At 52.2% G+C, this 23775-nt stretch carries 28 protein-coding genes and 1 pseudogene; 6 read left to right on the top strand and 23 right to left on the bottom strand.

Translation table 11 applies throughout. The features are described 5' to 3' along the window. Positions 1-14: 14 nt before the first annotated feature. Positions 15-673: pseudogene (locus tag AC1ME2_RS16565) on the bottom strand (group II intron maturase-specific domain-containing protein); the annotation flags it as partial. 512 nt (positions 674-1185) lie between these two features. Here AC1ME2_RS16565 and AC1ME2_RS16560 point away from each other — a divergent pair. The 5 genes from AC1ME2_RS16560 to AC1ME2_RS16540 all read left to right on the top strand — a co-directional run bounded on the left by AC1ME2_RS16560 (position 1186) and on the right by AC1ME2_RS16540 (position 7177). Further along, positions 1186-2484, top strand: a complete 1299-nt coding sequence (locus AC1ME2_RS16560; protein WP_480435336.1) for an SIR2 family protein — start codon at positions 1186-1188, stop codon at positions 2482-2484. Then, complete coding sequence (locus AC1ME2_RS16555) at positions 2481-4196, top strand: ATP-binding protein (RefSeq protein ID WP_480435334.1); 1716 nt, start codon at positions 2481-2483, stop codon at positions 4194-4196. The genes AC1ME2_RS16560 and AC1ME2_RS16555 overlap by 4 nt, the downstream gene beginning before the upstream one ends. A gap of 68 nt (positions 4197-4264) precedes the next feature. Then, positions 4265-5353 (top strand): AAA family ATPase, encoded by a 1089-nt coding sequence (locus AC1ME2_RS16550; RefSeq protein WP_480435332.1) that lies wholly within the window; start codon positions 4265-4267, stop codon positions 5351-5353. Further along, positions 5346-6203: an HNH endonuclease gene (locus AC1ME2_RS16545; RefSeq protein WP_480435330.1), complete on the top strand. Its 858-nt coding sequence runs from the start codon at positions 5346-5348 to the stop codon at positions 6201-6203. Before AC1ME2_RS16550 ends, AC1ME2_RS16545 begins: the two co-directional genes overlap by 8 nt. Before the next feature lie 305 nt (positions 6204-6508). After that, positions 6509-7177 carry a hypothetical protein gene (locus AC1ME2_RS16540; RefSeq protein ID WP_480435328.1) on the top strand — a complete coding sequence of 223 codons (669 nt, stop codon included), beginning with the start codon at positions 6509-6511 and terminating at the stop codon, positions 7175-7177. 396 nt (positions 7178-7573) lie between these two features. Here the strand turns inward: AC1ME2_RS16540 and AC1ME2_RS16535 are convergent, their stop codons facing one another. Continuing rightward, the gene (locus AC1ME2_RS16535; protein WP_480435326.1) at positions 7574-8107 is read right to left on the bottom strand and encodes a single-stranded DNA-binding protein; all 534 of its coding nucleotides are present in this window, start codon (positions 8105-8107) and stop codon (positions 7574-7576) included. 9 nt (positions 8108-8116) lie between these two features. Continuing rightward, positions 8117-9514 (bottom strand): MFS transporter, encoded by a 1398-nt coding sequence (locus AC1ME2_RS16530; protein ID WP_480435324.1) that lies wholly within the window; start codon positions 9512-9514, stop codon positions 8117-8119. 129 nt (positions 9515-9643) lie between these two features. Between AC1ME2_RS16530 and uvrA the strand changes: the two genes are divergently transcribed. Next, the gene (gene uvrA, locus AC1ME2_RS16525; RefSeq protein WP_480435322.1) at positions 9644-12487 is read left to right on the top strand and encodes an excinuclease ABC subunit UvrA; all 2844 of its coding nucleotides are present in this window, start codon (positions 9644-9646) and stop codon (positions 12485-12487) included. Between the two features lie 69 nt (positions 12488-12556). Here uvrA and bfr read toward each other — a convergent pair whose 3' ends face one another. The 20 genes from bfr to rpsQ form a co-directional block, all read right to left on the bottom strand. Next, positions 12557-13021 carry a bacterioferritin gene (gene bfr, locus AC1ME2_RS16520; protein ID WP_480435320.1) on the bottom strand — a complete coding sequence of 155 codons (465 nt, stop codon included), beginning with the start codon at positions 13019-13021 and terminating at the stop codon, positions 12557-12559. Positions 13022-13182: 161 nt separating this feature from the next. Then, positions 13183-14631, bottom strand: coding sequence for a catalase (locus tag AC1ME2_RS16515; protein WP_480435318.1), 1449 nt, complete (start codon positions 14629-14631; stop codon positions 13183-13185). A 170-nt stretch (positions 14632-14801) separates the two neighbouring features. Continuing rightward, positions 14802-15188, bottom strand: a complete 387-nt coding sequence (gene rplQ / locus AC1ME2_RS16510; protein WP_219062771.1) for a 50S ribosomal protein L17 — start codon at positions 15186-15188, stop codon at positions 14802-14804. A 42-nt stretch (positions 15189-15230) separates the two neighbouring features. Continuing rightward, positions 15231-16232, bottom strand: coding sequence for a DNA-directed RNA polymerase subunit alpha (locus AC1ME2_RS16505; RefSeq protein ID WP_003176403.1), 1002 nt, complete (start codon positions 16230-16232; stop codon positions 15231-15233). A 22-nt stretch (positions 16233-16254) separates the two neighbouring features. Beyond that, positions 16255-16875, bottom strand: a complete 621-nt coding sequence (rpsD, locus tag AC1ME2_RS16500) for a 30S ribosomal protein S4 (RefSeq protein WP_219062773.1) — start codon at positions 16873-16875, stop codon at positions 16255-16257. Positions 16876-16893: 18 nt separating this feature from the next. Further along, positions 16894-17283: a 30S ribosomal protein S11 gene (gene rpsK / locus AC1ME2_RS16495; protein ID WP_002555466.1), complete on the bottom strand. Its 390-nt coding sequence runs from the start codon at positions 17281-17283 to the stop codon at positions 16894-16896. Positions 17284-17313: 30 nt separating this feature from the next. Continuing rightward, a complete protein-coding gene (gene rpsM, locus AC1ME2_RS16490; protein WP_002555467.1) occupies positions 17314-17670 on the bottom strand; it encodes a 30S ribosomal protein S13 in 357 nt (118 codons plus the stop codon). A 131-nt stretch (positions 17671-17801) separates the two neighbouring features. After that, complete coding sequence (gene rpmJ, locus AC1ME2_RS16485; protein ID WP_002555468.1) at positions 17802-17918, bottom strand: 50S ribosomal protein L36; 117 nt, start codon at positions 17916-17918, stop codon at positions 17802-17804. A gap of 27 nt (positions 17919-17945) precedes the next feature. After that, positions 17946-19274, bottom strand: coding sequence for a preprotein translocase subunit SecY (secY, locus tag AC1ME2_RS16480; RefSeq protein ID WP_480435315.1), 1329 nt, complete (start codon positions 19272-19274; stop codon positions 17946-17948). Further along, positions 19275-19709 carry a 50S ribosomal protein L15 gene (rplO, locus tag AC1ME2_RS16475; protein ID WP_480435313.1) on the bottom strand — a complete coding sequence of 145 codons (435 nt, stop codon included), beginning with the start codon at positions 19707-19709 and terminating at the stop codon, positions 19275-19277. Between the two features lie 3 nt (positions 19710-19712). After that, positions 19713-19889, bottom strand: coding sequence for a 50S ribosomal protein L30 (rpmD, locus tag AC1ME2_RS16470; protein WP_010438202.1), 177 nt, complete (start codon positions 19887-19889; stop codon positions 19713-19715). A gap of 2 nt (positions 19890-19891) precedes the next feature. After that, on the bottom strand, positions 19892-20392 hold the full coding sequence (gene rpsE / locus AC1ME2_RS16465) for a 30S ribosomal protein S5 (RefSeq protein ID WP_003186035.1): 501 nt from the start codon (positions 20390-20392) through the stop codon (positions 19892-19894). A 3-nt stretch (positions 20393-20395) separates the two neighbouring features. Further along, positions 20396-20746, bottom strand: a complete 351-nt coding sequence (gene rplR, locus AC1ME2_RS16460; protein ID WP_480435311.1) for a 50S ribosomal protein L18 — start codon at positions 20744-20746, stop codon at positions 20396-20398. Positions 20747-20756: 10 nt separating this feature from the next. Further along, positions 20757-21290: a 50S ribosomal protein L6 gene (rplF, locus tag AC1ME2_RS16455; RefSeq protein WP_322166326.1), complete on the bottom strand. Its 534-nt coding sequence runs from the start codon at positions 21288-21290 to the stop codon at positions 20757-20759. 12 nt (positions 21291-21302) lie between these two features. Beyond that, positions 21303-21695, bottom strand: a complete 393-nt coding sequence (gene rpsH / locus AC1ME2_RS16450; protein WP_065833640.1) for a 30S ribosomal protein S8 — start codon at positions 21693-21695, stop codon at positions 21303-21305. Positions 21696-21909: 214 nt separating this feature from the next. After that, positions 21910-22215, bottom strand: a complete 306-nt coding sequence (rpsN, locus tag AC1ME2_RS16445; RefSeq protein WP_219062780.1) for a 30S ribosomal protein S14 — start codon at positions 22213-22215, stop codon at positions 21910-21912. 13 nt (positions 22216-22228) lie between these two features. Further along, positions 22229-22768, bottom strand: a complete 540-nt coding sequence (gene rplE / locus AC1ME2_RS16440; protein ID WP_219062782.1) for a 50S ribosomal protein L5 — start codon at positions 22766-22768, stop codon at positions 22229-22231. Positions 22769-22788: 20 nt separating this feature from the next. Next, entirely contained in the window at positions 22789-23103 is a 315-nt protein-coding gene (gene rplX, locus AC1ME2_RS16435; protein ID WP_219062783.1) for a 50S ribosomal protein L24, read from the bottom strand. Positions 23104-23114: 11 nt separating this feature from the next. Next, positions 23115-23483: a 50S ribosomal protein L14 gene (rplN, locus tag AC1ME2_RS16430; protein WP_002555479.1), complete on the bottom strand. Its 369-nt coding sequence runs from the start codon at positions 23481-23483 to the stop codon at positions 23115-23117. Positions 23484-23506: 23 nt separating this feature from the next. Next, the gene (rpsQ, locus tag AC1ME2_RS16425; protein WP_003444370.1) at positions 23507-23773 is read right to left on the bottom strand and encodes a 30S ribosomal protein S17; all 267 of its coding nucleotides are present in this window, start codon (positions 23771-23773) and stop codon (positions 23507-23509) included. Between the last annotated feature and the right edge of the window lie 2 nt (positions 23774-23775).

The raw sequence follows: 23775 nt of genomic DNA, 5'->3' as shown, positions 1-23775 counted from the left end.
TCGAGAGATTGAGGTTATGAGAGACGCACTAATCCCAACCTGTCGAACCATGCACTATTAAGTACACGGTTCAACTCAAAGCGGCCGTTACGCCACCAGCGACAGGCGTTTCCCGCCACTTTCTGCGCCACACGCTCATTCGCACCCGGTGCTCGCAACTCACGATAGATCGTCGAACTACGCTTCCACTGCTTGAGTTGGATCGCCCTCAGTCGGTGTCTTATCCATTCGTCCAGCTCGCGCCAGATTCCTGGTGTTTGCGACAACCCAAAGTAGGTTTTCCAACCCAGAAGATAGGGGCGCAGATTATCGACAATCTGTCGCAGGCTGCGACCACCTGAACGACGGGGGAGTTCGCGTATCCGCTGCTTGAACTGCTTACGTGCCTTGACTGCCACTGTCCGCTTGACTCCACCCGGAGAAGCCCAAAAGGCATACCCAGAAACTTGCGGCCAAACGCACTCGCCACTGCACTCTTGCTCTCGTTGACGCTCAAGTGCAGCTTTTCGTACAGACGCTTCAGTAGAGCCATTACCCGCTGCCCGGCCTTGCGACTGCGAACATAAACATTCGCGTCATCGGCATAGCGCCCAAAGCAATGACCCCTTCGTTCAAGCTCTCGACCCACTTCGTCCAGCAGCACATTCGCCAGTAACGGCGACAGCGGGCCGCCTTACCGCGGGACTTTCACCCACAAGATTGCGCCCATGCTGGGCGCACAACCAAAAGGCCCGTAGCGTTGGACGCTACGGGCCTTTTGTTTATAGCTGGGGAAGGTATTCCCTAGAACGGAAGAAGATACAAGAGATAATCAGTGTGAAAAAATTTACCCAACAGCCACAGGCTTTCAATGGAGATGACGATAATAAAATCCTTCAATATGTAAAATATACCTACCAAAAAATATTTTACATACCGAGCGTCGCCATCTAAGACTCGTCAAGACTCTGAATCGGCACCTAGGATAGCCGATAATCCCAGAGCTTAGCCACACCCCTCGTACAACAATTCCAAATGAAGCTCAATGGCAGCAAGCCCCCAAGCGCATCATCATCGGCACGCCTATAATGGCAAATCGCTCACGTCCACCACATTCGACAGTAGGCCCTACGTTTCGCTGTGATCTCCGTCAAGCAGCTGAAATAAGAGAAAGGCTTATTTCCAGCTGACCAAAAGGATTTACACATGACTGACGTCTACCAACCAACTCTAGACGCCCCAGCCCCGATCCCTCCGCTACCACCTTTGGCTCCACTTCCTCCGGCTTACGACGGTCAGCTAGCATTCCGTCGACCTCAAAATAACGAATGGATACCGGTCACAGAATCCGCGTTTAAAGTTTTTAATGGATTATCGGAGCTAGAAGAACATCATTTAGAGAAAATTCGATCAAACAACGCGTCGCTTGCTGACCTTTTATCCAACGTCCTTCAGCTTCCAAACCTAGGCTTTTTCGCGGGTAGTGGCACCTCTTTGGCAGAGGTTAAAGGTCCTAGTATGTGGGCGCTTTGGAGGGAGTCTATGGGTTACGACGAGCACACAAAAATGGTTTCTCCCTCAGCCGAGACTATATGTAAGGCAGTAAAATATGAGGAAAGAGAAAATCCGAACATCGAACACTTTCTATCCCAATGTGATGCCTACTTATCATTCAATGACGACCAACCAGTAAGAGATTTCGTCCTCAAAGTCAAAAGAGTCATTCTGGAAAAATGCTCAACTTTTTTAGATGACCCGAAAAGCGACATAACAAGTTATACGGGACTATTACAAAAGCTGGCAAGGAGACGTGTCAGAGATCCTCGATTAAAGATCTTCACTACAAACTATGATATGTGTTTCGAGACCGCAGCGTCGGATCTTGGAATGATGGTTGTCGACGGATTTTCTTATACCAGAAAAAGGCGCTTCGATGGTCAGCACTTTAATTATGATGTGGTTCGCCGAAACTCGGAAAACCATGAATTTGTAGAGGGTATTTTTCAGCTCTACAAGCTTCATGGATCAGTAAGCTGGCAGCGCGAACAAATGGACGTATTTGAATATTTGACGCCAACAGCTGAAAATGCGTGCCTAATATACCCAGCAAAAGGAAAATACCAGCAAGCGTTCCTACAGCCGCACCTTGAACTACTATCGAGGTTTTTAGAGTTTTTGCGACAGCCCAATAGCTGTCTAATTATTGCTGGCTTCGGTTTTAATGACGACCACCTATCAGAACCAATATATTCCGCGATCAAATCCAATCCAAGTCTGAAGTTGGTAATAACAGACTTTAAATGCACAAGGCATATCACCAACAAGGGCAACTTAGGCTCAAGTGAATACTGGGACAAACTCAGTGAGTTAGCCATGAGAGGTTACGACATACACTTCATCAACGGTACATTCAAAGACTTCACCGACAAAATACCTCATCTCAAAGCACTTAGCCCAGCTGAACAATTGGTGAATGCTGTTAAGCGTGCAGGAGCAGGAAGATGAGTTCCAATTTCACAGATTTTGGTATACTTCGCAGCACACTTAAAGTAGGCGTAGTTTCCAGTATAGCGGCGCAATATGTAAAAGTTAACCTAGCACATGCCGGTGACGTCAGCGCTCATTATTTTGATAGCAACCGATACGGCAAAGGCGAGGTCGGTGAGTTAGTATTAATTGAGGGTCAACAATCTATTTTATTGGGCAGAATAACTGAGGTTACCTTACCAGATCGAGACCGAACAGAAATAGCTCAGGACTTCGGCGGACTGAAAGTCGATGCTATTGGTTTTGTGCAACTCTTAGGATCGATAAATCCGATCACCTTACGGGTGCAAGCAGGTATTGCGACTTATCCAAGGCTTGGCGATCGTGTTTTCTCAGCCCCAGCAGAGTTTGTATCTAAAATCCCTCAACTTACGAGCGCGGGCCTTGATACCGCCCCTGAACCAGTAACCTTGAATCTCGGGACAATTTCCGGCGACCCAAATTGCACAATAAGCGTTACACCAGAGAAGCTATTTGGACGCCATTGCGCAATCCTAGGATCAACTGGCGGAGGTAAAAGCTGGACAACTGCCAAGCTAATTGAGGAATGTAAGCGGTATAAAGCAAAAATAGTTCTGCTCGACGCAACAAGTGAATATCGGTCTATTGAGGGACACAATGTTCAGCACCATCATTTAAGCAGCCCTTTGAACAAAGCACCAAATTCAGCAGAGTTATGCATACCGGCAACAGACTTTAATGAAAGCGATTTCCTGGCACTATTTCAGCCTTCAGGAAAGGTACAAGGCCCAAAATTACGTGAGGCCATGAAAAGTCTGCGACTAGCTAAACTCGAGCCCTCTGTGGCAACAAACGGAATTATAGTTAAGGCTGGAAAATCCAGAGAGGCTTATAGTAGAGCCCTGAACAAAAATGGAAATGCAAAAAAAGTCGAAAATCCAACTCAAGAATTCGATTTATCCTTGCTCGTTAGACAGGTCGCAGCAGAGTGCTGCTATCCAGACGACAACAACCGTCCTGGGTATTGGGGTGGAGTGTCACCAGACTTGACCTACTGCTCCTCTCTTTTCACACGAATATTGGGAGTGATTGGTGCACCATCTTTAAAATGTGTTTTCAATGCTGATCCAAATACACAAACGCTATCTGCGTCCCTAGAAGCCTTTCTAACGGGGGATAATGCGGTGTTTAGACTTTGTATGAGTGCCATTGGCTACGAATTTAATGCCAGAGAAGTGGTTGCAAATGCGATTGGCCGGTTGTTACTGCTCAAAGCAAGGAACGAAGACTTTCGGCATAAGCCCCTAGTAGTCATCCTTGATGAAGCCCACAACTTTCTGGGACGAAAGCTCGGGTCTGATGATCATGCTATGAATCTCGACGCATTTGAGTTGATCGCAAAAGAAGGCCGCAAGTACGGTCTCACGATCTGTTTAGCAACTCAACGCCCGAGAGATATCACCGAAGGAGTACTTAGCCAAATGGGTACGTTGATTGTTCATCGGTTTACTAATGATCGAGATCGAGAAGTAGTTGAAAGAGCGTGCGGTGAGATTGATCGCTCTGCGGCTGCGTTTCTCCCTAATCTTAAACAAGGCGAAGCGGCACTGGTTGGAGTAGACTTTCCAATCCCGGTGACTATTCAGATTACACCGCCTCAACAGCCCCCAAAATCCGACGGCCCAAGTTTCCAAAAACTGTGGAAATAAATATCGCTTATAACATAAAAATTTAAACGATAATGTGCAACTCACCTTAATCCTGGAGATTGTCAGTCATGGAAGTCCGTTTTGTGGTAGGAAAAAATGGAGTCGGGAAAAGCAAATATCTTTACGACCTTGCCACCAGTGCATTACACGCTAACTCAATTGTAATCTGCAACACGGTGCACGACAGATTCAAACCTAATCCCAATATAAAAAGACTCTCCACAAAAAATTTAAACTCACACCCTAACAACATAATAGAAAAAGCGATTACCAAGCTTCTTTCTCAAGGCTCACATCGTCTTGGAGAGATCACAAGAACCTTAGATTATTGCGGATATCAGTCTAAAATAACGATCACAATTCTCTCCCACCAATCTACTAGATACAAATTAAATGAAGAGTTTAACAGAACCTTAAGGAGCTTTAATATAAAACAAATTTCAGAGCTATTTTTAGATAAAGACAAATTAGAATTTGATATTGATTTCGACAACCCATACGAAAAAGTCAACTTCACCGAATTTGCAGCATTGCAAAACATTTTGCTTGCAGAAAGAGAACTGCGCCGACTTAAGTTAATCCACCCAATTGAAATTTCTCTACATCGAAAAGATCAAAGAAAAATATCTTTAACAGAGGCAAGCTCCGGCGAACTGAGTTTAATTTCATCATTCGTATTCATTCTTTGTGAAATTGATAAAGCTGACCAAATACTAATCGACGAACCAGAAAATAGTTTACATCCTCAATGGCAAAAAGAATATGTTCCGCGACTGCAGGGGCTAATCGGATATCACGGCATAAAAATTTATATAGCAACGCATTCACCTCTGATTGTTGCAGGCGCGCAAATAGATGAAAATATATCTTCGACGTTTTATCATCCAGACACTAAGACCTTATCTTACTCCAGCACGAGCAACATCGAAGCGACATTATGGGAACAGTTTGAAACAATTGGCCCGCAAAGCAAATATCTAAGCGAAGAAATTGTTTCAACCTTGGATAGGCTAAAATCTGGAAACATCACTTTACAACAAACAAAAACCTATTTAGAGGCAATCAGAGAAGGAACCTTTGATCAAGAGCAGGCGATAGTTTTTGATGCTGCCTTCGATCTAGCAACTCAGATATCTAAGGAGCCAAAAATTGATTGACGACCCCTTAGAGCCCAAACTTTCGACCTTCAGCTTAGAACCTTCAGAAGAAGCTGCAATCCAATTTGCAATGATGCAAAGCGACCCATGGAACCATGACAATGATGACATGAAGTCTGTCATAGAAGAAATCAAAAGTGTTAGGGCTAAAATTCGCTTCTTCCATATGCAGCGCCAATCAAGTCAATGTTGCTATTGCAGAAGCAACCTACACGGTGGCGGAGACTTCATCATAGATAGAGAGCATATTTTACCCAAGAAGAAGTACCGCTTTTTGACTTATCACATAGCCAACCTATCAGTCGCATGCAAAAGGTGCAACATGGGGATTAAGAAGAACGGCCTAGGTTTTATTGCCTCACTAACTGACATTGAAAAACTTCACGACGAAAAAAAGCAATATCTATTTATTCATCCAAACTTCGAACGATATTCAGACTTCATAGTTCGCCACGAGTCACAGCACGGCGATAAAATCATGGTCAAATACGATATCGTGAACAACTGTGAAAAATCACAATATACGTACAGTTACTTTGACTTAAAAGGACTTGAACTGGACTCTTTTAATGAGGCACAAGGAATTCATACAACACCAGAGAGAAAGACTATTGAAGCAAGATTAAAAGCCAAAATCAGCGAAAGAGAAGCGCTATTGAACAAACTGGCTGAGCTCAATAAGGAAATAATAAACTTTGACGAAACAATTGACATGACTGATGGATGGCCATTCACATTAGAACAAACCACGCCAGACCCCACACTTACGTTGCCCCTCCCCCCAAACTATAGCTTTATGGAGGAGCCTGAGACTACGTCTACACTCTTGTTGCCTCCACCAGATGCATAATCGCATCGATCAACATCAGAAGGATCGTGGCGTCGGGATGCATACGACCGCATCGCTGGGCGAACATCCCTCTCTGGCGATGATATCGTCCTGGATAAAACTCGGAGATGACTTTGCCAAACACATACAGCGACGGGACTCCTTGAACCATACGCACGGGCGAGCCTAGGCCTGGCCGCGAGGACTCCCAGATCGCACCTCGGGGCATGTCAGTGTTGGTTTGAGTTGAACTATTGCTGTCGCTTAAGCGACAATGATGAGAGAGCAGCTAACGACATTGGCGACATTTCTAATTAAGGAAAATTATGAGCTGGAAAGATCATCCTGTAATAGTAGCCGCTGGCACTTGCATAGCCACTATCGGTGCTTGTTACAAATTACTTATTCCAATATACACCACCACACTTGAAAACAGGGTACAGCAATATAGCAGCACAGTCGAGACACTTCAGACCCAAGTTCAGAAACTCACATTAAAATCCACAAGCATGGAAATAGAAAACAGAAAACTCATCGCAGACGGCGTACTAAAAACTTGCAACCCTTACCCCAAGGGACTCGACTCCATAAAAGTCGGGGACACTATCGAAAAGGCAATGAACTTTTATTCAGACCCTTCATACGACACAGACAAACAGCCTTACTATATAATGACGCAACTCCCAAACAACCCCGTGTTCCGTGCAGCCTCGTACATATTCTTCAAGTCCCCCTCAAGCATCACAAGCGTACTAATGTTTTATCGCGACGTACAGACTAGTAATAACAAGGAAAAGCTGCAGGAAAGCCCACAACAGCTCGCGATGCTAAAACAAGTCACGGATGCTTTCCCGAAGGCACAAATAGTGAAAAGAAATGATCCCGACGACCCAGGCTATGACGTATTGCTTGCAGGAAAGCTAATAATCCAAGTTGACCCTATCAACTACACAATCAAACCAAACTCAACCCTGAAAATACCCTGCGACAAGTAATCAAGATCTAGAATTTAACCACTCCTAAATCTGCGCGTCCTTGCGCGCATAGCCTGCAGTGATGAAAAGGCGGGCTAAGTCTTCAACAGTAAAAATACTGCAGTCCTCACTCGTCTCCTTGCGCTGCTTCACACGTATGCCATCGAGCGGACGCCAATCACACTACCTCAACAGTCCAATGTGCTAAACGTCCATCAGTAGACCTCCAACTAGGCTTACCCCATAAAACCTCTTCAAAGCCAAATACATTTAGCATTTGCGCCTGTTTGAGGAGTCAAAAAAAAGCCCTCTCACCTTTACGGTGCAGAGAGCTTCTTTCTAGACTGTAAGCCTTGGAATATCTACCTTATAGGATGAACATCCTTACAACAGCTTTACACTCTTCTCTTATGAGCCTTAGAACGGAATATCGTCATCAAAGCTGTCGAAATCCGGAGCCGGTTGCGGCGCGGCCTGCTGCTGGGGAGCAGGACGCGATTCGCGTTGTGGCTGGGATTGCGGTTGGGACTGCTGCGGACGCGACTGTTGAGGGCGCGGCGCGTTGTTGGACATGCCGCCTTGACCCTGTGGAGCGCCTTCGCCTTGTGGACGACCGCCCAGCAGTTGCATGGTGCCTTGCATGTCGACGACGATTTCAGTGGTGTAGCGCTTGATGCCGTCTTTTTCCCACTCGCGGGTTTGCAGCTTGCCTTCGATGTACACCTGCGAACCTTTGCGCAGGTATTCGCCGGCGATTTCAGCGACTTTGCCGAACATCGAAACGCGGTGCCATTCGGTCTTTTCGACCTTCTGACCGGTTTGTTTATCGGTCCACTGTTCGCTGGTCGCCAGACTCAGGTTGGTCACGGCGTTACCGTTAGGCAAGTAGCGAACTTCGGGATCCTGGCCGCATGTACCGACCAATATGACTTTGTTAACCCCACGGGCCATAACGTTCTCCTAGGCTTCGCACGCTGTCGGCACCGGGTCGTTGACCAGGCGCTCAAGGGTCGTGCGATCCAATAGTTCGGTGTCTAATTTGATATAGATGGCAGCTTCACTCGCCACCACCACTGCATCTGTTACTCCGGTGACGGCCATCAGACGCTCGATCAGGCCGGCTTCGCGCTGTGCTTCTGGCGTCAACGGCACACGCAGGCTCGTCACGTACGGAGGTTCACGCATAGTAACAGCAAAGGCGAGCCATATGGCACACAGGCCAGCCCCGCCGAGGAACACAATGCTCAATCCACCGTGCTGAAACAACCAGCCGCCAAGGATGCCGCCGGCCGCCGAACCGAGGAACTGGCTGGTGGAGTAAACCCCCATCGCCGTGCCTTTGCCGCCTGCCGGTGACACCTTACTGATCAACGAGGGCAGCGAAGCCTCAAGCAAGTTGAACGCGGTGAAGAACACCACCGTCCCGATTACCAAAGCTCGCAACGTATCGCCGAACGCCCAAAAGAATAGCTCAGTCAGCAGCAGCACGCTGACTGCCCCAAGCAATACACGCTTCATCTGGCGTTTCTTTTCGCCATAAATGATGAACGGGATCATGGCGAAGAACGAAATCAGCAACGCGGTCAGATAGACCCACCAGTGCTGTTCCTTGGGCAAACCGGCTTTTTCGACCAATGCCAGAGGCAAGGCAACGAAGCTGGACATGAGCATCGCGTGCAACACGAAGATACCTAAATCCAGGCGCAACAAGTCGGGATGGCGCAAGGTCGGGCCTAACGCCTGGCGCGCGACGCCCGATTCGCGATGCTGCAGTGGCCCGGTGGACTTCGGCACCATGAAGGCGACGATCAAAATTCCCACCAGCGCCATGCCGCCGGTGGCCAGAAACAGCCCCGACAAGCCGAACGCCCGGGTCAGCAAAGGTCCGACGACCATGGCAACCGCAAAGGAGAGACCGATGGTCATGCCGATCATCGCCATCGCTTTGGTCCGGTGCTGTTCGCGGGTAAGGTCCGAGAGCAACGCCATCACCGCCGCCGAGATAGCGCCAGCCCCTTGCAGGATCCGTCCTGCGATCACGCCCCAGATCGAGTCCGCATTGGCTGCCAGCAGGCTGCCAAGGGCGAAGATGATCAGACCAATATAAATTACAGGCCGCCTGCCAATCCGGTCGGAAATCATCCCGAACGGTATCTGCAGCGCCGCCTGGGTCAAGCCATAAGCACCGATAGCCAAGCCAATGAGCGCAGGAGACGCGCCCGCCAGGTCCATGCCGTAGGTGGCCAGCACCGGCAAAACCATAAACATGCCAAGCATTCGGAAGGCGAACACCAGGGCCAGACCGCTTGCTGCGCGGGTCTCGCTGCCACTCATGCGTTCGCTAAGGGGATCGTGCATGGAAAAACCTCGTGTGAACCGGCAGCGATTCTACCAGTCCCATCGATGTAGAGCACATACGCGACGCTTTGCCGCGTACTGGCATGGAGCCGTATACTCCCGGGTTTATGCCCGCCAAGCGAGGCCGCAGTGGACAAGATCCTGATACGTGGGGCGCGAACCCACAACCTGAAGAACATTGACCTGACCCTGCCACGCGACAAATTGATCGTTATTACCGGTCTTTCCGGCTCTGGTAAATCGTCGCTAGCCTTCGATACGCTGTATGCCGAAGGGCAGCGGCGCTATGTCGAGTCGCTTTCGGCGTACGCTCGGCAGTTCCTGTCAATCATGGAAAAGCCAGACGTCGACACGATCGAAGGGCTGTCGCCAGCGATTTCTATCGAACAGAAATCCACGTCGCACAACCCGCGCTCGACGGTGGGCACGATCACCGAAATCTACGATTACCTGCGCCTGCTCTATGCACGCGTCGGCCAGCCACGTTGCCCGGACCACGATATTCCGCTGGAAGCGCAGACGGTCAGCCAGATGGTCGACCTGGTGCTGGCGCAGCCTGAAGGCAGCAAGCTGATGCTGCTGGCGCCTGTGGTTCGCGAACGCAAGGGCGAGCACCTGGCGATTTTCGAAGAGCTGCGTGCTCAAGGCTTCGTCCGCGCACGGGTCAACGGCAGGCTGTGTGAGCTCGATGAACTGCCCAAGCTGGATAAACAGAAGAAGCATTCCATCGACGTGGTGGTTGACCGTTTCAAGGTTCGTGAAGACATGCAGCAGCGTCTGGCCGAGTCTTTCGAAACCGCGCTGAAGCTGGCTGACGGTATAGCCTGGGTCGCGCCGATGGATGACGAGCCGGGCGAAGAAATGATTTTCTCCGCACGCTTTGCCTGCCCGATTTGCGGGCACGCCATCAGTGAACTGGAACCCAAGCTGTTCTCCTTCAATAACCCTGCTGGCGCGTGTCCGACGTGCGATGGGCTGGGCGTGAAGCAGTTTTTCGACATCAAGCGCTTGGTCAATGGCGAGTTCACGCTGGCCGAAGGCGCGATTCGTGGCTGGGACCGGCGTAACGTCTATTACTTCCAGATGCTCGGTTCTCTGGCGAGCCATTATGGGTTCAGCCTGGAAGTACCGTTCAACGAGTTGCCCGCCGATCAGCAGAAAATTCTTCTGCATGGCAGTGGCACGCAGAACGTCGACTTCCGCTATCTCAATGACCGTGGCGACATCGTCAAGCGTGCACACCCGTTCGAAGGCATCGTGCCCAATCTCGAGCGGCGTTATCGCGAGACCGAGTCGGCCACCGTGCGTGAAGAGCTGGCCAAGTTCCTCAGCACTCAGCCTTGCCCGGATTGCCGTGGCACTCGTCTGCGTCGTGAGGCGCGGCATGTATGGGTCGGCGAAAAAACCCTGCCGGCCGTGACCAATCTGCCCATCGGCGATGCTGCCGAGTATTTCAGCACGCTGAAGCTGACCGGACGACGCGGTGAAATTGCCGACAAGATCCTCAAGGAAATTCGCGAGCGGTTGCAGTTTCTGGTCAACGTCGGCCTGGACTATCTGTCCCTGGACCGTAGCGCCGACACCTTGTCTGGCGGTGAAGCCCAGCGTATCCGCCTGGCCAGCCAGATCGGTGCAGGCCTCGTCGGGGTTTTGTACATTCTCGACGAACCGTCCATTGGCTTGCATCAACGGGACAACGACCGCCTGCTGGGCACGCTGAAACACCTGCGTGACATCGGTAATACGGTGATCGTGGTCGAGCATGACGAAGACGCTATTCGCCTGGCTGACTATGTGGTGGATATCGGCCCTGGTGCGGGTATTCATGGCGGACACATCGTTGCCCAGGGCACCCCGGCCGAAGTCATGGCTCACCCTGATTCGCTGACCGGTAAATACCTGTCAGGCCGGGTGAAGATCGAAGTGCCGGCCAAGCGCACGCCTCGCGACAAGAAGCTGAACCTGACCCTCAAGGGCGCGCGCGGCAACAACTTGCACAATGTCGATCTGGAAATCCCGATTGGCCTGCTGACCTGCGTAACCGGGGTTTCCGGCTCTGGCAAATCGACGCTGATCAACAACACCCTGTTTCCGCTCAGCGCCACGGCCCTCAATGGTGCAACCACGCTCGAAGCGGCGGCGCACGACAGCATCGACGGCCTTCAGCACCTGGATAAAGTCGTCGATATCGACCAAAGCCCTATCGGTCGCACTCCGCGCTCCAACCCGGCGACGTATACCGGGCTGTTCACACCGATCCGTGAATTGTTTTCCGGCGTACCAGAGTCGCGCTCCCGCGGTTACGGCCCGGGGCGCTTCTCGTTCAACGTGAAGGGCGGCCGTTGTGAAGCGTGCCAGGGTGATGGCCTGATCAAGGTGGAGATGCACTTTCTGCCGGACATCTACGTGCCTTGCGACGTGTGCAAGAGCAAGCGCTATAACCGCGAAACGCTGGAGATCAAATACAAGAGCAAGAACATCCACGAAGTGTTGGAAATGACCATCGAGGAAGCGCGGGTGTTCTTCGATGCCGTGCCGGCACTGGCGCGCAAACTGCAAACGCTGATGGATGTGGGGCTGTCGTATATCAAGCTGGGTCAGTCAGCGACCACGCTGTCGGGCGGCGAGGCGCAGCGGGTCAAACTGTCGCGCGAGCTGTCCAAGCGCGATACCGGCAAGACCCTGTACATCCTCGATGAGCCGACCACCGGTCTGCACTTCGCTGATATTCAGCAGTTGCTCGACGTGCTGCATCGTTTGCGCGATCACGGGAATACCGTGGTGGTGATCGAGCACAACCTGGATGTGATCAAGACCGCTGACTGGTTGGTGGACCTGGGCCCTGAGGGCGGCTCCAAGGGCGGCCAGATCATCGCCTGCGGTACCCCGGAGGAAGTCGCCGAGATGAAGCAGTCTTACACCGGCCACTACCTCAAACCGCTGCTGCTTCGGGATAAAGCCGAAGTGGCCTAGTCGACGCGGTAACGAAAAAGCCCTGTCACATTACTGTGGCAGGGCTTTTTTATGGGTGCGGTGCGGGAATCAGAACTGCGATTGCAGGTAATTCTCCAGGCCAATCAACTTGATCAGACCGAACTGTTTTTCCAGCCAGTACGTGTGGTCTTCTTCCGTATCGGCCAATTGGATGCGCAAGATTTCGCGGGTCACGTAATCCTTGTGCAGCTCGCAGAGCTCGATGCCCTTGCAAAGCGCGGCACGGACCTTGTACTCAAGGCGCAAATCGCTGGCGAGCATCTCAGGGACCGTAGTGCCTATGTCCAGATCATCGGGACGCATGCGCGGCGTGCCTTCGAGCATCAGGATCCGGCGCATCAAGGCATCTGCGTGCTGGGTCTCTTCTTCCATTTCGTGGTTGATACGCTCGTAGAGCTTGCTGAAGCCCCAGTCCTCGTACATCCGCGAATGAATAAAGTATTGATCGCGGGCTGACAGCTCCCCCGTCAACAGCGTGTTGAGGTAATCGATTACATCCGGGTGACCCTGCATCGCCCTCATCTCCCTGCTTGAAAGTCCGTAGTCTGAACCAACCCGTTGGGGAGGTCACTTCACAAAAAGCAATAAAGTGTGAAAAAGCAGCGAAAGTCGGCCAGTCAGTTGCGAAAAACCGCCCAAATGAGGGCGGTTCTGTTTATCGCTTAGACTTAGGCTTAGATCAGTTGCACGCCGAGCACTTTGGCGATGCCTTCGCCGTACGCTGGATCAGCTTTGTAGAAATATTGCAGCTGACGTTGCACGACATCAGCAGTCACGCCGGCCATCGCACCGGCGATGTTGTGGATCAAAAGCGCTTTCTGTGCATCGCTCATCAGATTGAACAGCGCACCCGCATGGCTGAAGTAATCACCGTCTTCACGATGATCGTAGCGGGTTGCCGCGCCAGTCAGTGCCAACGCTGGCTCGGCGTAACGCGGTGCTTCTTTCGGTGCGTCAGCGTAGCTGTTGGGTTCGTAGTTCGGGGTTGCACCACCATTACTTCCAAAACTCATGGCGCCATCACGCTGGCAACTATTAACAGGACTCTTAGGCGCATTTATCGGCAATTGCTGGTGGTTGGTACCCACGCGATAGCGGTGTGCATCAGCGTAGGCGAAAACACGCCCTTGCAGCATGCGATCAGGTGACAAACCGACGCCGGGCACCATGTTGCTTGGGCCAAACGCAACCTGCTCGACTTCAGCAAAGTAGTTCTGCGGGTTACGGTTCAATTCAATTTCACCAACCTCGATCAGCGGGTACTCCTTCTGCGACCAGGTTTTAGTCACGTCGAACGGGTTCTCGTGATGAGCAGCAGCCTGAGCCTCGGTCATGATCTGAATGCACACGCGCCATTTCGGGAAGTCACCCTTCTCGATCGCGGAGAACAGATCGCGCTGGGCGTAATCCGGGTCGGTACCCGCCAGCCGCGCGGCGTCAGCGGGGCTCAAATTCTTGATACCTTGTTGGGTCTTATAGTGCCATTTGACCCAATGGCGCTCACCGTTCGCACTAATCAGGCTGTAGGTGTGACTGCCGAAGCCGTGCATGTGACGGTAGCCGTCCGGGATGCCTCGGTCCGAGAACAGGATCGTGACCTGGTGCAGCGCCTCAGGCGAGTGCGACCAGAAGTCCCACATCATTTGCGCGCTTTTCAGGTTGGATTGGGGCTGACGCTTCTGGGTGTGAATGAAGTCCGGGAATTTAAGCGGGTCACGAATAAAGAAGACCGGCGTGTTGTTCCCGACAATGTCCCAGTTACCTTCTTCGGTATAGAACTTGATCGAAAAACCGCGTGGGTCGCGCTCGGTATCCGCCGAACCACGCTCACCACCAACGGTGGAGAACCGCATAAAAATTGGAGTCTGCTTGCCCACCGACTCAAACAATTTAGCGCCGGTGTACTGAGTGATATCGCGATTGACCGTGAACGTGCCGTGAGCCCCCGAACCTTTCGCGTGCACGCGGCGCTCCGGGATGTTCTCGCGATTGAAGTGTGCAAGTTTCTCGATCAGGTGAAAATCGTCGAGCAACAATGGGCCGCGCGGACCCGCAGACCGGGAATTCTGGTTATCAGCAACAGGAGCGCCGCTGGCAGTCGTAAGCGTTTTATTCTGGCTCATACGAAATCTTCCTCTCTAATGCGTTCCGCCGACTCAACGGCTTGGGAGGAGTATTAGCCAGCAAAGTGACGCCAGCAAACTTATTAAATTACTAATGCCGATAGCTTTTATTAATAACACAGACACAAAAAACCGGGCACTAGGCCCGGTTCTTTGTTCAGACTGACGTCTTATTCAGCAGCTTCTACAACACCACCAACCGGACGATCAACCAGCTCGACGTACGCCATAGGCGCGTTGTCGCCAGTGCGGAAACCGCACTTGAGGATGCGCAGGTAGCCACCCTCACGGGTTGCATAACGCTTGCCCAGGTCGTTGAACAGCTTACCAACGATGGCTTTCGAACGAGTACGGTCGAAGGCCAGACGGCGGTTAGCCAAGCTGTCTGTCTTGGCCAGGGTGATCAGCGGCTCAGCAACGCGGCGCAGTTCCTTGGCTTTCGGCAGTGTAGTTTTGATCAGCTCGTGCTCAAACAGCGACACCGCCATGTTTTGAAACATAGCCTTACGGTGCGAGCTGGTGCGGCTCAGGTGACGACCACTTTTACGATGACGCATGGTTCATTCCTTACCAAACACAACGTTCGGTGATTACGACGATCAGGCAGTCGCCTTGTCGTCCTTCTTAAGACTTGCAGGCGGCCAGTTGTCGAGGCGCATGCCGAGGGACAGACCACGGGAGGCCAGAACGTCCTTGATTTCGGTCAAGGATTTCTTACCCAGGTTCGGAGTCTTCAACAGTTCTACTTCGGTGCGCTGAATCAGGTCGCCGATGTAGTAAATGTTCTCCGCCTTAAGGCAGTTGGCCGAACGTACAGTCAGTTCCAGATCGTCAACCGGACGGAGCAGGATCGGATCGATCTCGTCTTCCTGTTCGATAACCACTGGCTCACTGTCACCTTTGAGATCGACGAATGCAGCCAACTGCTGTTGCAGGATGGTTGCAGCGCGGCGAATAGCCTCTTCAGGATCCAGCGTACCGTTGGTTTCCAGATCAATAACCAGCTTGTCCAGGTTAGTACGCTGTTCGACACGGGCGTTTTCCACCACGTATGCGATACGGCGAACCGGGCTGAACGAAGAGTCAAGCTGCAAGCGACCAATGCTGCGGCTTTCGTCTTCATCGCTCTGACGCGAATCGGCCGGTTCATAACCACGACCACGAGCTACGGTGAGCTTCATGTTCAAGGCGCCGTTAGACGCCAGGTTAGCGATTACGTGATCGGGATTAACGATCTCGACATCATGATCCAGCTGAATATCGGCAGCGGTAACCACCCCCGAACCCTTCTTCGACAAGGTCAGCGTAACTTCGTCTCGACCGTGCAGCTTGATAGCCAGACCTTTAAGGTTCAACAGGATTTCAATTACGTCTTCCTGTACACCTTCGATGGCGCTGTACTCATGGAGCACACCGTCAATCTCGGCCTCGACTACTGCACAGCCGGGCATTGAGGACAACAGGATGCGTCGCAGCGCGTTGCCCAGGGTGTGGCCGAAACCACGCTCGAGAGGCTCGAGAGTGATCTTGGCGCGGGTTGGACTGACAACCTGCACATCAATATGGCGGGGTGTCAGGAACTCATTTACCGAAATCTGCATGGATGCACCTATTTTCTAGCCCTTACTTGGAGTAGAGCTCGACAATCAGGCTTTCGTTGATGTCGGCGGACAGATCACTGCGAGCTGGAACGTTTTTGAAGACGCCAGATTTTTTCTCAGTGTCTACTTCTACCCATTCTACGCGGCCACGTTGGGCACACAGATCGAGAGCTTGGACAATGCGCAGTTGGTTCTTTGCCTTCTCGCGAATAGCGACCACGTCACCAGGGCGAACCTGATAGGACGGAACGTTAACGGTTTTGCCGTTAATGCTGATCGATTTGTGCGATACCAGCTGACGGGATTCGGCGCGAGTAGAGCCAAAACCCATACGGTATACAACGTTATCCAAACGGCATTCGAGCAATTGCAGCAGGTTCTCACCAGTAGCGCCTTTCTTGCCGGCTGCTTCTTTGTAATAACCGCTGAATTGACGTTCGAGAACGCCGTAAATACGACGGACCTTCTGCTTTTCACGCAGTTGGGTGCCGTAATCGGATTGGCGACCGCGGCGTTGGCCGTGGATACCTGGGGCAGCTTCGATGTTGCACTTGGATTCGATAGCGCGGACGCCGCTCTTCAAGAAGAGATCGGTGCCTTCACGACGTGCAAGTTTGCATTTTGGACCAATGTAACGAGCCATTTCTTACAGTCTCCTGGATTACACGCGGCGCTTCTTCGGCGGACGGCACCCGTTGTGCGGGATTGGCGTCACGTCGGTGATACTGGCGATCTTGTAGCCACAGCCGTTCAAAGCACGGACTGCGGATTCACGACCTGGACCTGGACCCTTGACGTTAACGTCGAGGTTCTTCAGGCCATATTCCAGCGCAGCTTGACCAGCACGTTCAGCAGCTACTTGAGCAGCGAACGGGGTGGACTTGCGAGAACCGCGGAAACCCGAGCCGCCTGAGGTAGCCCAAGAAAGCGCGTTACCTTGACGATCGGTAATGGTGACGATTGTGTTGTTAAAAGACGCGTGGATGTGGGCGATGCCATCAACCACTGTCTTTTTAACTTTTTTACGAGGACGAGCAGCAGGTTTTGCCATGACTAAATTCCTGTCGTTGCGCTGGTGCGATTACTTGCGGATCGGCTTACGCGGACCTTTGCGAGTACGCGCGTTGGTCTTGGTACGCTGACCGCGTACTGGAAGACCACGACGATGGCGTAGACCGCGGTAGCAGCCCAAATCCATCAAGCGCTTGATTTTCATGTTGATTTCGCGACGCAGATCACCTTCAGTGGTGAACTTTGCCACTTCGCCACGCAGCTGTTCAATCTGCTCGTCGCTCAGATCTTTGATCTTCACCGCTGGGTTAACCCCAGTGGTTGCACAAATTTTCTGTGCAGTGGTGCGACCAACACCATAGATGTAGGTCAACGAGATAACAGTATGCTTGTTATCTGGAATGTTAACGCCTGCAATACGGGCCATTCAGTGGGACTCCAATTGACAGCTACCTACGCCCCGGAAGCCAAGAAATAGGGCGCGAGATAATATCGCTGTAATAACAAATAATCAACCCAGCAGCGCACTAGCTGCCGGGCTTTTAGCACAAATCACACTCAGCCTTGGCGCTGTTTATGACGTGGTTCCGCGCTGCAAATTACTCGAACCACACCTTCGCGGCGAATAATCTTGCAGTTACGGCACAGCTTTTTAACCGATGCACGAACTTTCATGACCAACTCCTAAACCTTATGGGTGCTTCAGCGCAGCATGCCGCTGCCGTAGCCCTTCAGGTTGGCTTTCTTCATCAGGGATTCGTACTGGTGCGAAACGAGGTGCGATTGTACTTGGGACATGAAGTCCATCACAACCACTACGACGATCAGCAACGAAGTCCCGCCAAGGTAGAACGGTACGTTTGCCGCAACCACCAGGAACTGGGGAAGCAGACACACGGCCGTCATATAAAGAGCACCGAACATGGTCAAGCGGGTCAGAACGCCATCAATATAGCGCGCAGACTGCTCACCCGGACGGATGCCCGGAATAAAGGCACCGGACTTCTTCAGGTTTTCCGCTACGTCTTTCGGATTGAACATCAACGCCGTATAGAAGAAGCAGAAGAAAATAATCCCTGCACTAAACAGCAGAATATTCAACGGCTGACCAGGAGCGATCGACTGCGAGATGTCCTGCAACCAGCCCATACCTTCAGACTGACCGAACCAGGCACCCAACGAAGCCGGGAACAGCAAAATGCTGCTCGCGAAAATAGCTGGAATCACACCAGCCATATTCACTTTCAGCGGCAAGTGGCTAGTCTGCGCAGCGAAGACCTTGCGACCCTGCTGACGCTTGGCGTAGTGAACAGCAATACGACGCTGACCACGCTCAATGAACACCACAAAACCGATAATCGCTACTGCCAGCAAACCGATGGCGACCAAGGCGAAAATATTGATATCACCCTGACGCGCAGACTCGAAAGACTGCCCTATCGCTCTCGGAAGACCGGCGACGATACCCGAAAAAATCAACATCGAGATACCGTTACCAACACCGCGCTCGGTAATCTGCTCACCCAGCCACATCATGAACATTGCGCCAGCCACAAACGTGGATACCGCAACGAAATGGAAGCCAAAGTCACCAGTGAACGCAACGCCCTGCCCTGCCAGACCAATGGACATGCCAATAGCCTGAACAAGAGCGAGGACGACGGTGCCATAGCGGGTGTATTGACTGATCTTACGACGACCAGCCTCACCTTCCTTCTTCAACTGCTCCAACTGCGGGCTGACGGCGGTCATCAACTGCATGATGATCGATGCCGAGATGTACGGCATGATCCCCAGCGCGAAGATGCTCATCCGTTCCAGCGCGCCGCCGGAAAACATGTTGAACAAGCTAAGAATGGTCCCCTCATTCTGTCGAAACAGGTCCGCCAGCCGGTCCGGGTTGATACCAGGAACTGGGATGTGCGCGCCTATCCGATAGACGATAATCGCCAGGAGTAGAAAACGCAGTCGAGCCCAGAGCTCGGATAACCCGCCTTTGCTGAGCGCTGAGAGAGCACCTTGCTTAGCCATTTATTCCTCGAACTTGCCGCCAGCTGCTTCGATAGCCGCACGCGCACCTTTGGTGGCAGCGATACCTTTGATGGTGACAGCGCGAGTAACCTCACCGGACAACATGATTTTCACACGTAGTACGTTTTGGTTGATCACGTTGGCATCCTTCAGGGACTGCACGGTGACGATGTCGCCTTCCACTTTAGCCAGTTCGGAAAGACGCACTTCTGCGCGATCCATAGCTTTCAAGGAGACGAAACCGAATTTCGGCAGACGACGATGCAACGGCTGTTGGCCGCCTTCAAAGCCCGGAGCGATAGTGCCACCGGAGCGGGAGGATTGACCTTTGTGGCCACGGCCACCTGTCTTACCCAAACCACTACCGATACCACGGCCCGGACGATGCTTTTCGCGACGGGAACCCGGCGCTGGACTCAGATCATTGAGTTTCATCGATTAACCCTCGACTCGCAGCATGTAGTAAGCCTTGTTGATCATCCCGCGATTCTCGGGAGTATCCAACACTTCTACAGTGTGACCGATGCGACGCAGACCCAAACCCTTAACGCACAATCTGTGGTTAGGGATGCGACCGGTCATGCTTTTGATCAGCGTTACTTTAACGGTAGCCATGATCAGAAGATCTCCTTGACACTTTTGCCGCGCTTGGCAGCAATAGATTCAGGAGACTGCATAGCCTTCAAACCTTTAAAAGTGGCGTGAACCACGTTTACCGGGTTAGTCGAGCCATAGCACTTGGCCAGTACGTTCTGAACACCAGCAACTTCCAACACTGCGCGCATAGCGCCGCCAGCGATGATACCGGTACCTTCAGACGCAGGCTGCATGTACACCTTCGAAGCGCCATGGGCGGACTTCATAGCGTACTGCAGAGTGGTACCGTTAAGGTCCACCTGGATCATGTTGCGGCGAGCAGCTTCCATTGCTTTCTGGATCGCAGCAGGCACTTCACGTGACTTGCCACGACCGAAACCAACGCGCCCTTTACCATCACCAACCACGGTCAACGCGGTGAAAGTGAAGATACGGCCGCCTTTAACGGTTTTAGCAACGCGGTTCACTTGAACCAGCTTCTCAATGTAGCCTTCGTCGCGTTTTTGGTCGTTATTTGACATAACTTAGAACTCCAGCCCGCCTTCACGAGCAGCATCAGCCAGCGCCTTGACGCGGCCGTGGTACTTGAAGCCAGAACGGTCAAAAGCCACTTGCGAGACGCCTGCGGCTTTCGCACGCGCAGCGACCAGCTGGCCAACCTTAGTGGCCGCGTCGATGTTGCCAGTGGCTCCATCACGCAGTTCTTTGTCCAAAGTCGAGGCGCTCGCCAAGACTTTGCTGCCGTCGGCCGAGATGACCTGGGCATAAATGTGCTGCGAAGAGCGGAACACGCAGAGACGCACGACTTCTAATTCGTGCATTTTCAAGCGTGCTTTGCGAGCGCGACGCAGTCGGGTAACTTTTTTGACGGTCATTTGCTATGCCCTACTTCTTCTTGGCTTCTTTACGGCGGACGACTTCGTCCGCGTAACGCACACCTTTGCCTTTGTATGGCTCAGGACGGCGGAAGTCGCGGATCTCAGCGGCCACTTGACCAACCAACTGCTTATCGATACCTCGGATGAAGATATCGGTCTGGTTGGGAGTCTCAGCGGTGATGCCATTCGGCAGGTCGTATTCCACTGGATGCGAAAAGCCGAGAGCCAGGGACAGCACTTTGTCTTTTGCTTGCGCTTTATAACCAACACCGACCAGCTGGAGCTTACGCTCGAAGCCTTGGCTTACGCCTTGGACCATGTTGTTAACCAGTGCACGAGTGGTGCCGGCCATTGCGCGAGTTTGTTGATCGCCATTGCGAGCAGCGAAACGCAGCTCACCAGCTTCTTCAACAATCTCAACGGACGAATGGATGTTCAGATCTAGAGTGCCCTTGGCACCCTTCACCGAAAGCTGCTGGCCGACGAGTTTAACTTCGACGCCTGCTGGCAACTTAACGGGGTTCTTAGCTACGCGTGACATGCTTATCCCCCCTTAGAACACTGTGCAAAGAACTTCGCCGCCGACACCGGCAGCGCGCGCAGCACGATCCGTCATCACACCTTTGTTGGTGGAGACGATAGACACACCGAGACCGCCACGAACTTTTGGCAGATCATCGACGGACTTGTACTGACGCAGGCCTGGACGGCTAACGCGCTTCACTTCTTCGATGACTGGACGGCCCTCGAAGTATTTCAGCTCGATGGATAGCAGCGGTTTGATTTCGCTGCTGATCTGATAACCCGCAATATAACCTTCGTCCTTGAGAACTTTGGCTACAGCTACCTTCAACGTGGAAGATGGCATGCTTACGACGGGCTTTTCAGCCATCTGGGCATTACGGATACGAGTTAGCATGTCCGCTAACGGGTCCTGCATACTCATGGGCTAGACGCTCCTGTTACAAAAATAATTAGCCTTGCGGCTACAGCTTGTCGCCGAGAAACTCCGGGCAAATGAACACACGGGCTCAGGCGAGCCGATCATTCTAGACACACCCCGGAAATGAATCAAGCCCCAAAAGGGGCTTGATTCAAAATCACGCCTCACACCGGCCAATCTTTTACAAGATTAACCTGTGCGAGACGAGACGGACGCCTTACCAGCTAGCCTTGACCAGACCAGGAACGTCGCCACGCATTGCTGCTTCACGCAGCTTGTTACGGCCAAGGCCGAACTTGCGATAGACGCCGTGTGGACGGCCAGTGATGCGGCAGCGGTTACGCATGCGCGCAGCGCTTGCGTCACGTGGCTGCTTCTGCAGAGCTACCTGAGCTTCCCAACGCGCTTCTGGACTTGCGTTCAGATCAACGATGATAGCTTTCAGTTCTGCACGCTTCTTGGCGTACTTGGCAACCGTGAGCTGACGTTTCAGCTCGCGGTTTTTCATGCTCATCTTGGCCATTGTCCTACTCCAATCAGTTGCGGAACGGGAACTTGAAGGCACGCAGCAATGCGCGACCCTCGTCATCCGTACGAGCAGTGGTGGTCAGGGTAATGTCCAGACCGCGAAGAGCATCGATCTTGTCGTAATCGATTTCCGGGAAAATGATCTGCTCTTTAACGCCCATGCTGTAGTTACCACGACCATCGAAGGACTTGGCATTCAGGCCGCGAAAGTCGCGAACCCGAGGCAGGGAGATCGACAGCAGACGATCCAGGAATTCGTACATACGATCGCGACGCAGAGTAACTTTAACGCCGATCGGCCAACCTTCACGGACTTTAAAGCCAGCGATGGATTTCCGAGCGTAAGTCACAACGACTTTCTGACCGGTGATCTTTTCCAGGTCAGCAACAGCGTGCTCGATGACTTTTTTGTCACCGACCGCTTCGCCCAGACCCATGTTCAAGGTGATCTTTGTAACGCGCGGAACTTCCATCACGTTCGAGAGCTTAAGTTCTTCCTTAAGCTTCGGAGCGATTTCCTTCCGGTAAATCTCTTTTAGTCGTGCCATGGTCTTCTACCTAGCAGTGTTCAAGCATCAACCGCTTTTTGGGTCGACTTGAAGACACGAATTTTTTTGCCGTCTTCAACTTTGAAACCAACGCGATCTGCCTTGTTGGTTGCGCCGTTGAAAATGGCGACGTTAGAAGCGTGCAATGGCGCTTCTTTCTCGACGATACCGCCCTGAACGCCCGACGCCGGGTTTGGCTTGGTATGACGCTTAACCAGGTTGAGCCCACCAACGACCAGACGGTCGTCAACGAGAACCTTAAGCACCTTACCGCGCTTACCTTTGTCTTTGCCGGCGATCACGATGATCTCGTCGTCACGACGAATCTTTTGCATGTCGGATCTCCTTACAGCACTTCTGGGGCGAGCGAGACGATCTTCATGAACTTCTCAGTACGAAGTTCACGGGTCACTGGCCCAAAGATACGGGTGCCGATCGGCTCTTGCTTGTTGTTCAACAGAACAGCAGCGTTGCCATCAAAGCGGATGATGGAGCCGTCAGCGCGACGAACACCATGGCGAGTGCGGACTACTACTGCAGTCATCACTTGGCCTTTTTTCACCTTGCCGCGCGGAATTGCTTCCTTGACGGTCACTTTGATGATGTCACCGATACCCGCGTAACGACGATGGGAGCCACCCAGCACCTTGATGCACATAACGCGGCGTGCGCCGCTGTTATCGGCCACATCGAGCATGGATTGAGTCTGAATCATATAATTTCTCCGACCCCTAGTCCTTAGACTTCCACAGCGCGTTCGAGAATATCAACCAATGCCCAAGACTTGGTCTTGGCCAGCGGACGAGTTTCACGAATCGTGACTTTGTCGCCGATGTGGCACTGATTGGTTTCGTCGTGCGCGTGCAGCTTAGTCGAACGCTTAACATATTTACCGTAGATCGGGTGCTTTACGCGACGCTCGATCAGAACGGTGATGGTCTTGTCCATCTTGTCGCTGACAACACGGCCAGTCAGCGTACGGACGGTTTTTTCGGCTTCAGCCATGA

The sequence above is a fragment of the Pseudomonas sp. ASL9 genome (assembly GCF_056680335.1).
Note: the sequence above shows the minus strand (reverse complement) of the source record. Positions and strands in the feature narration are given on the sequence as shown.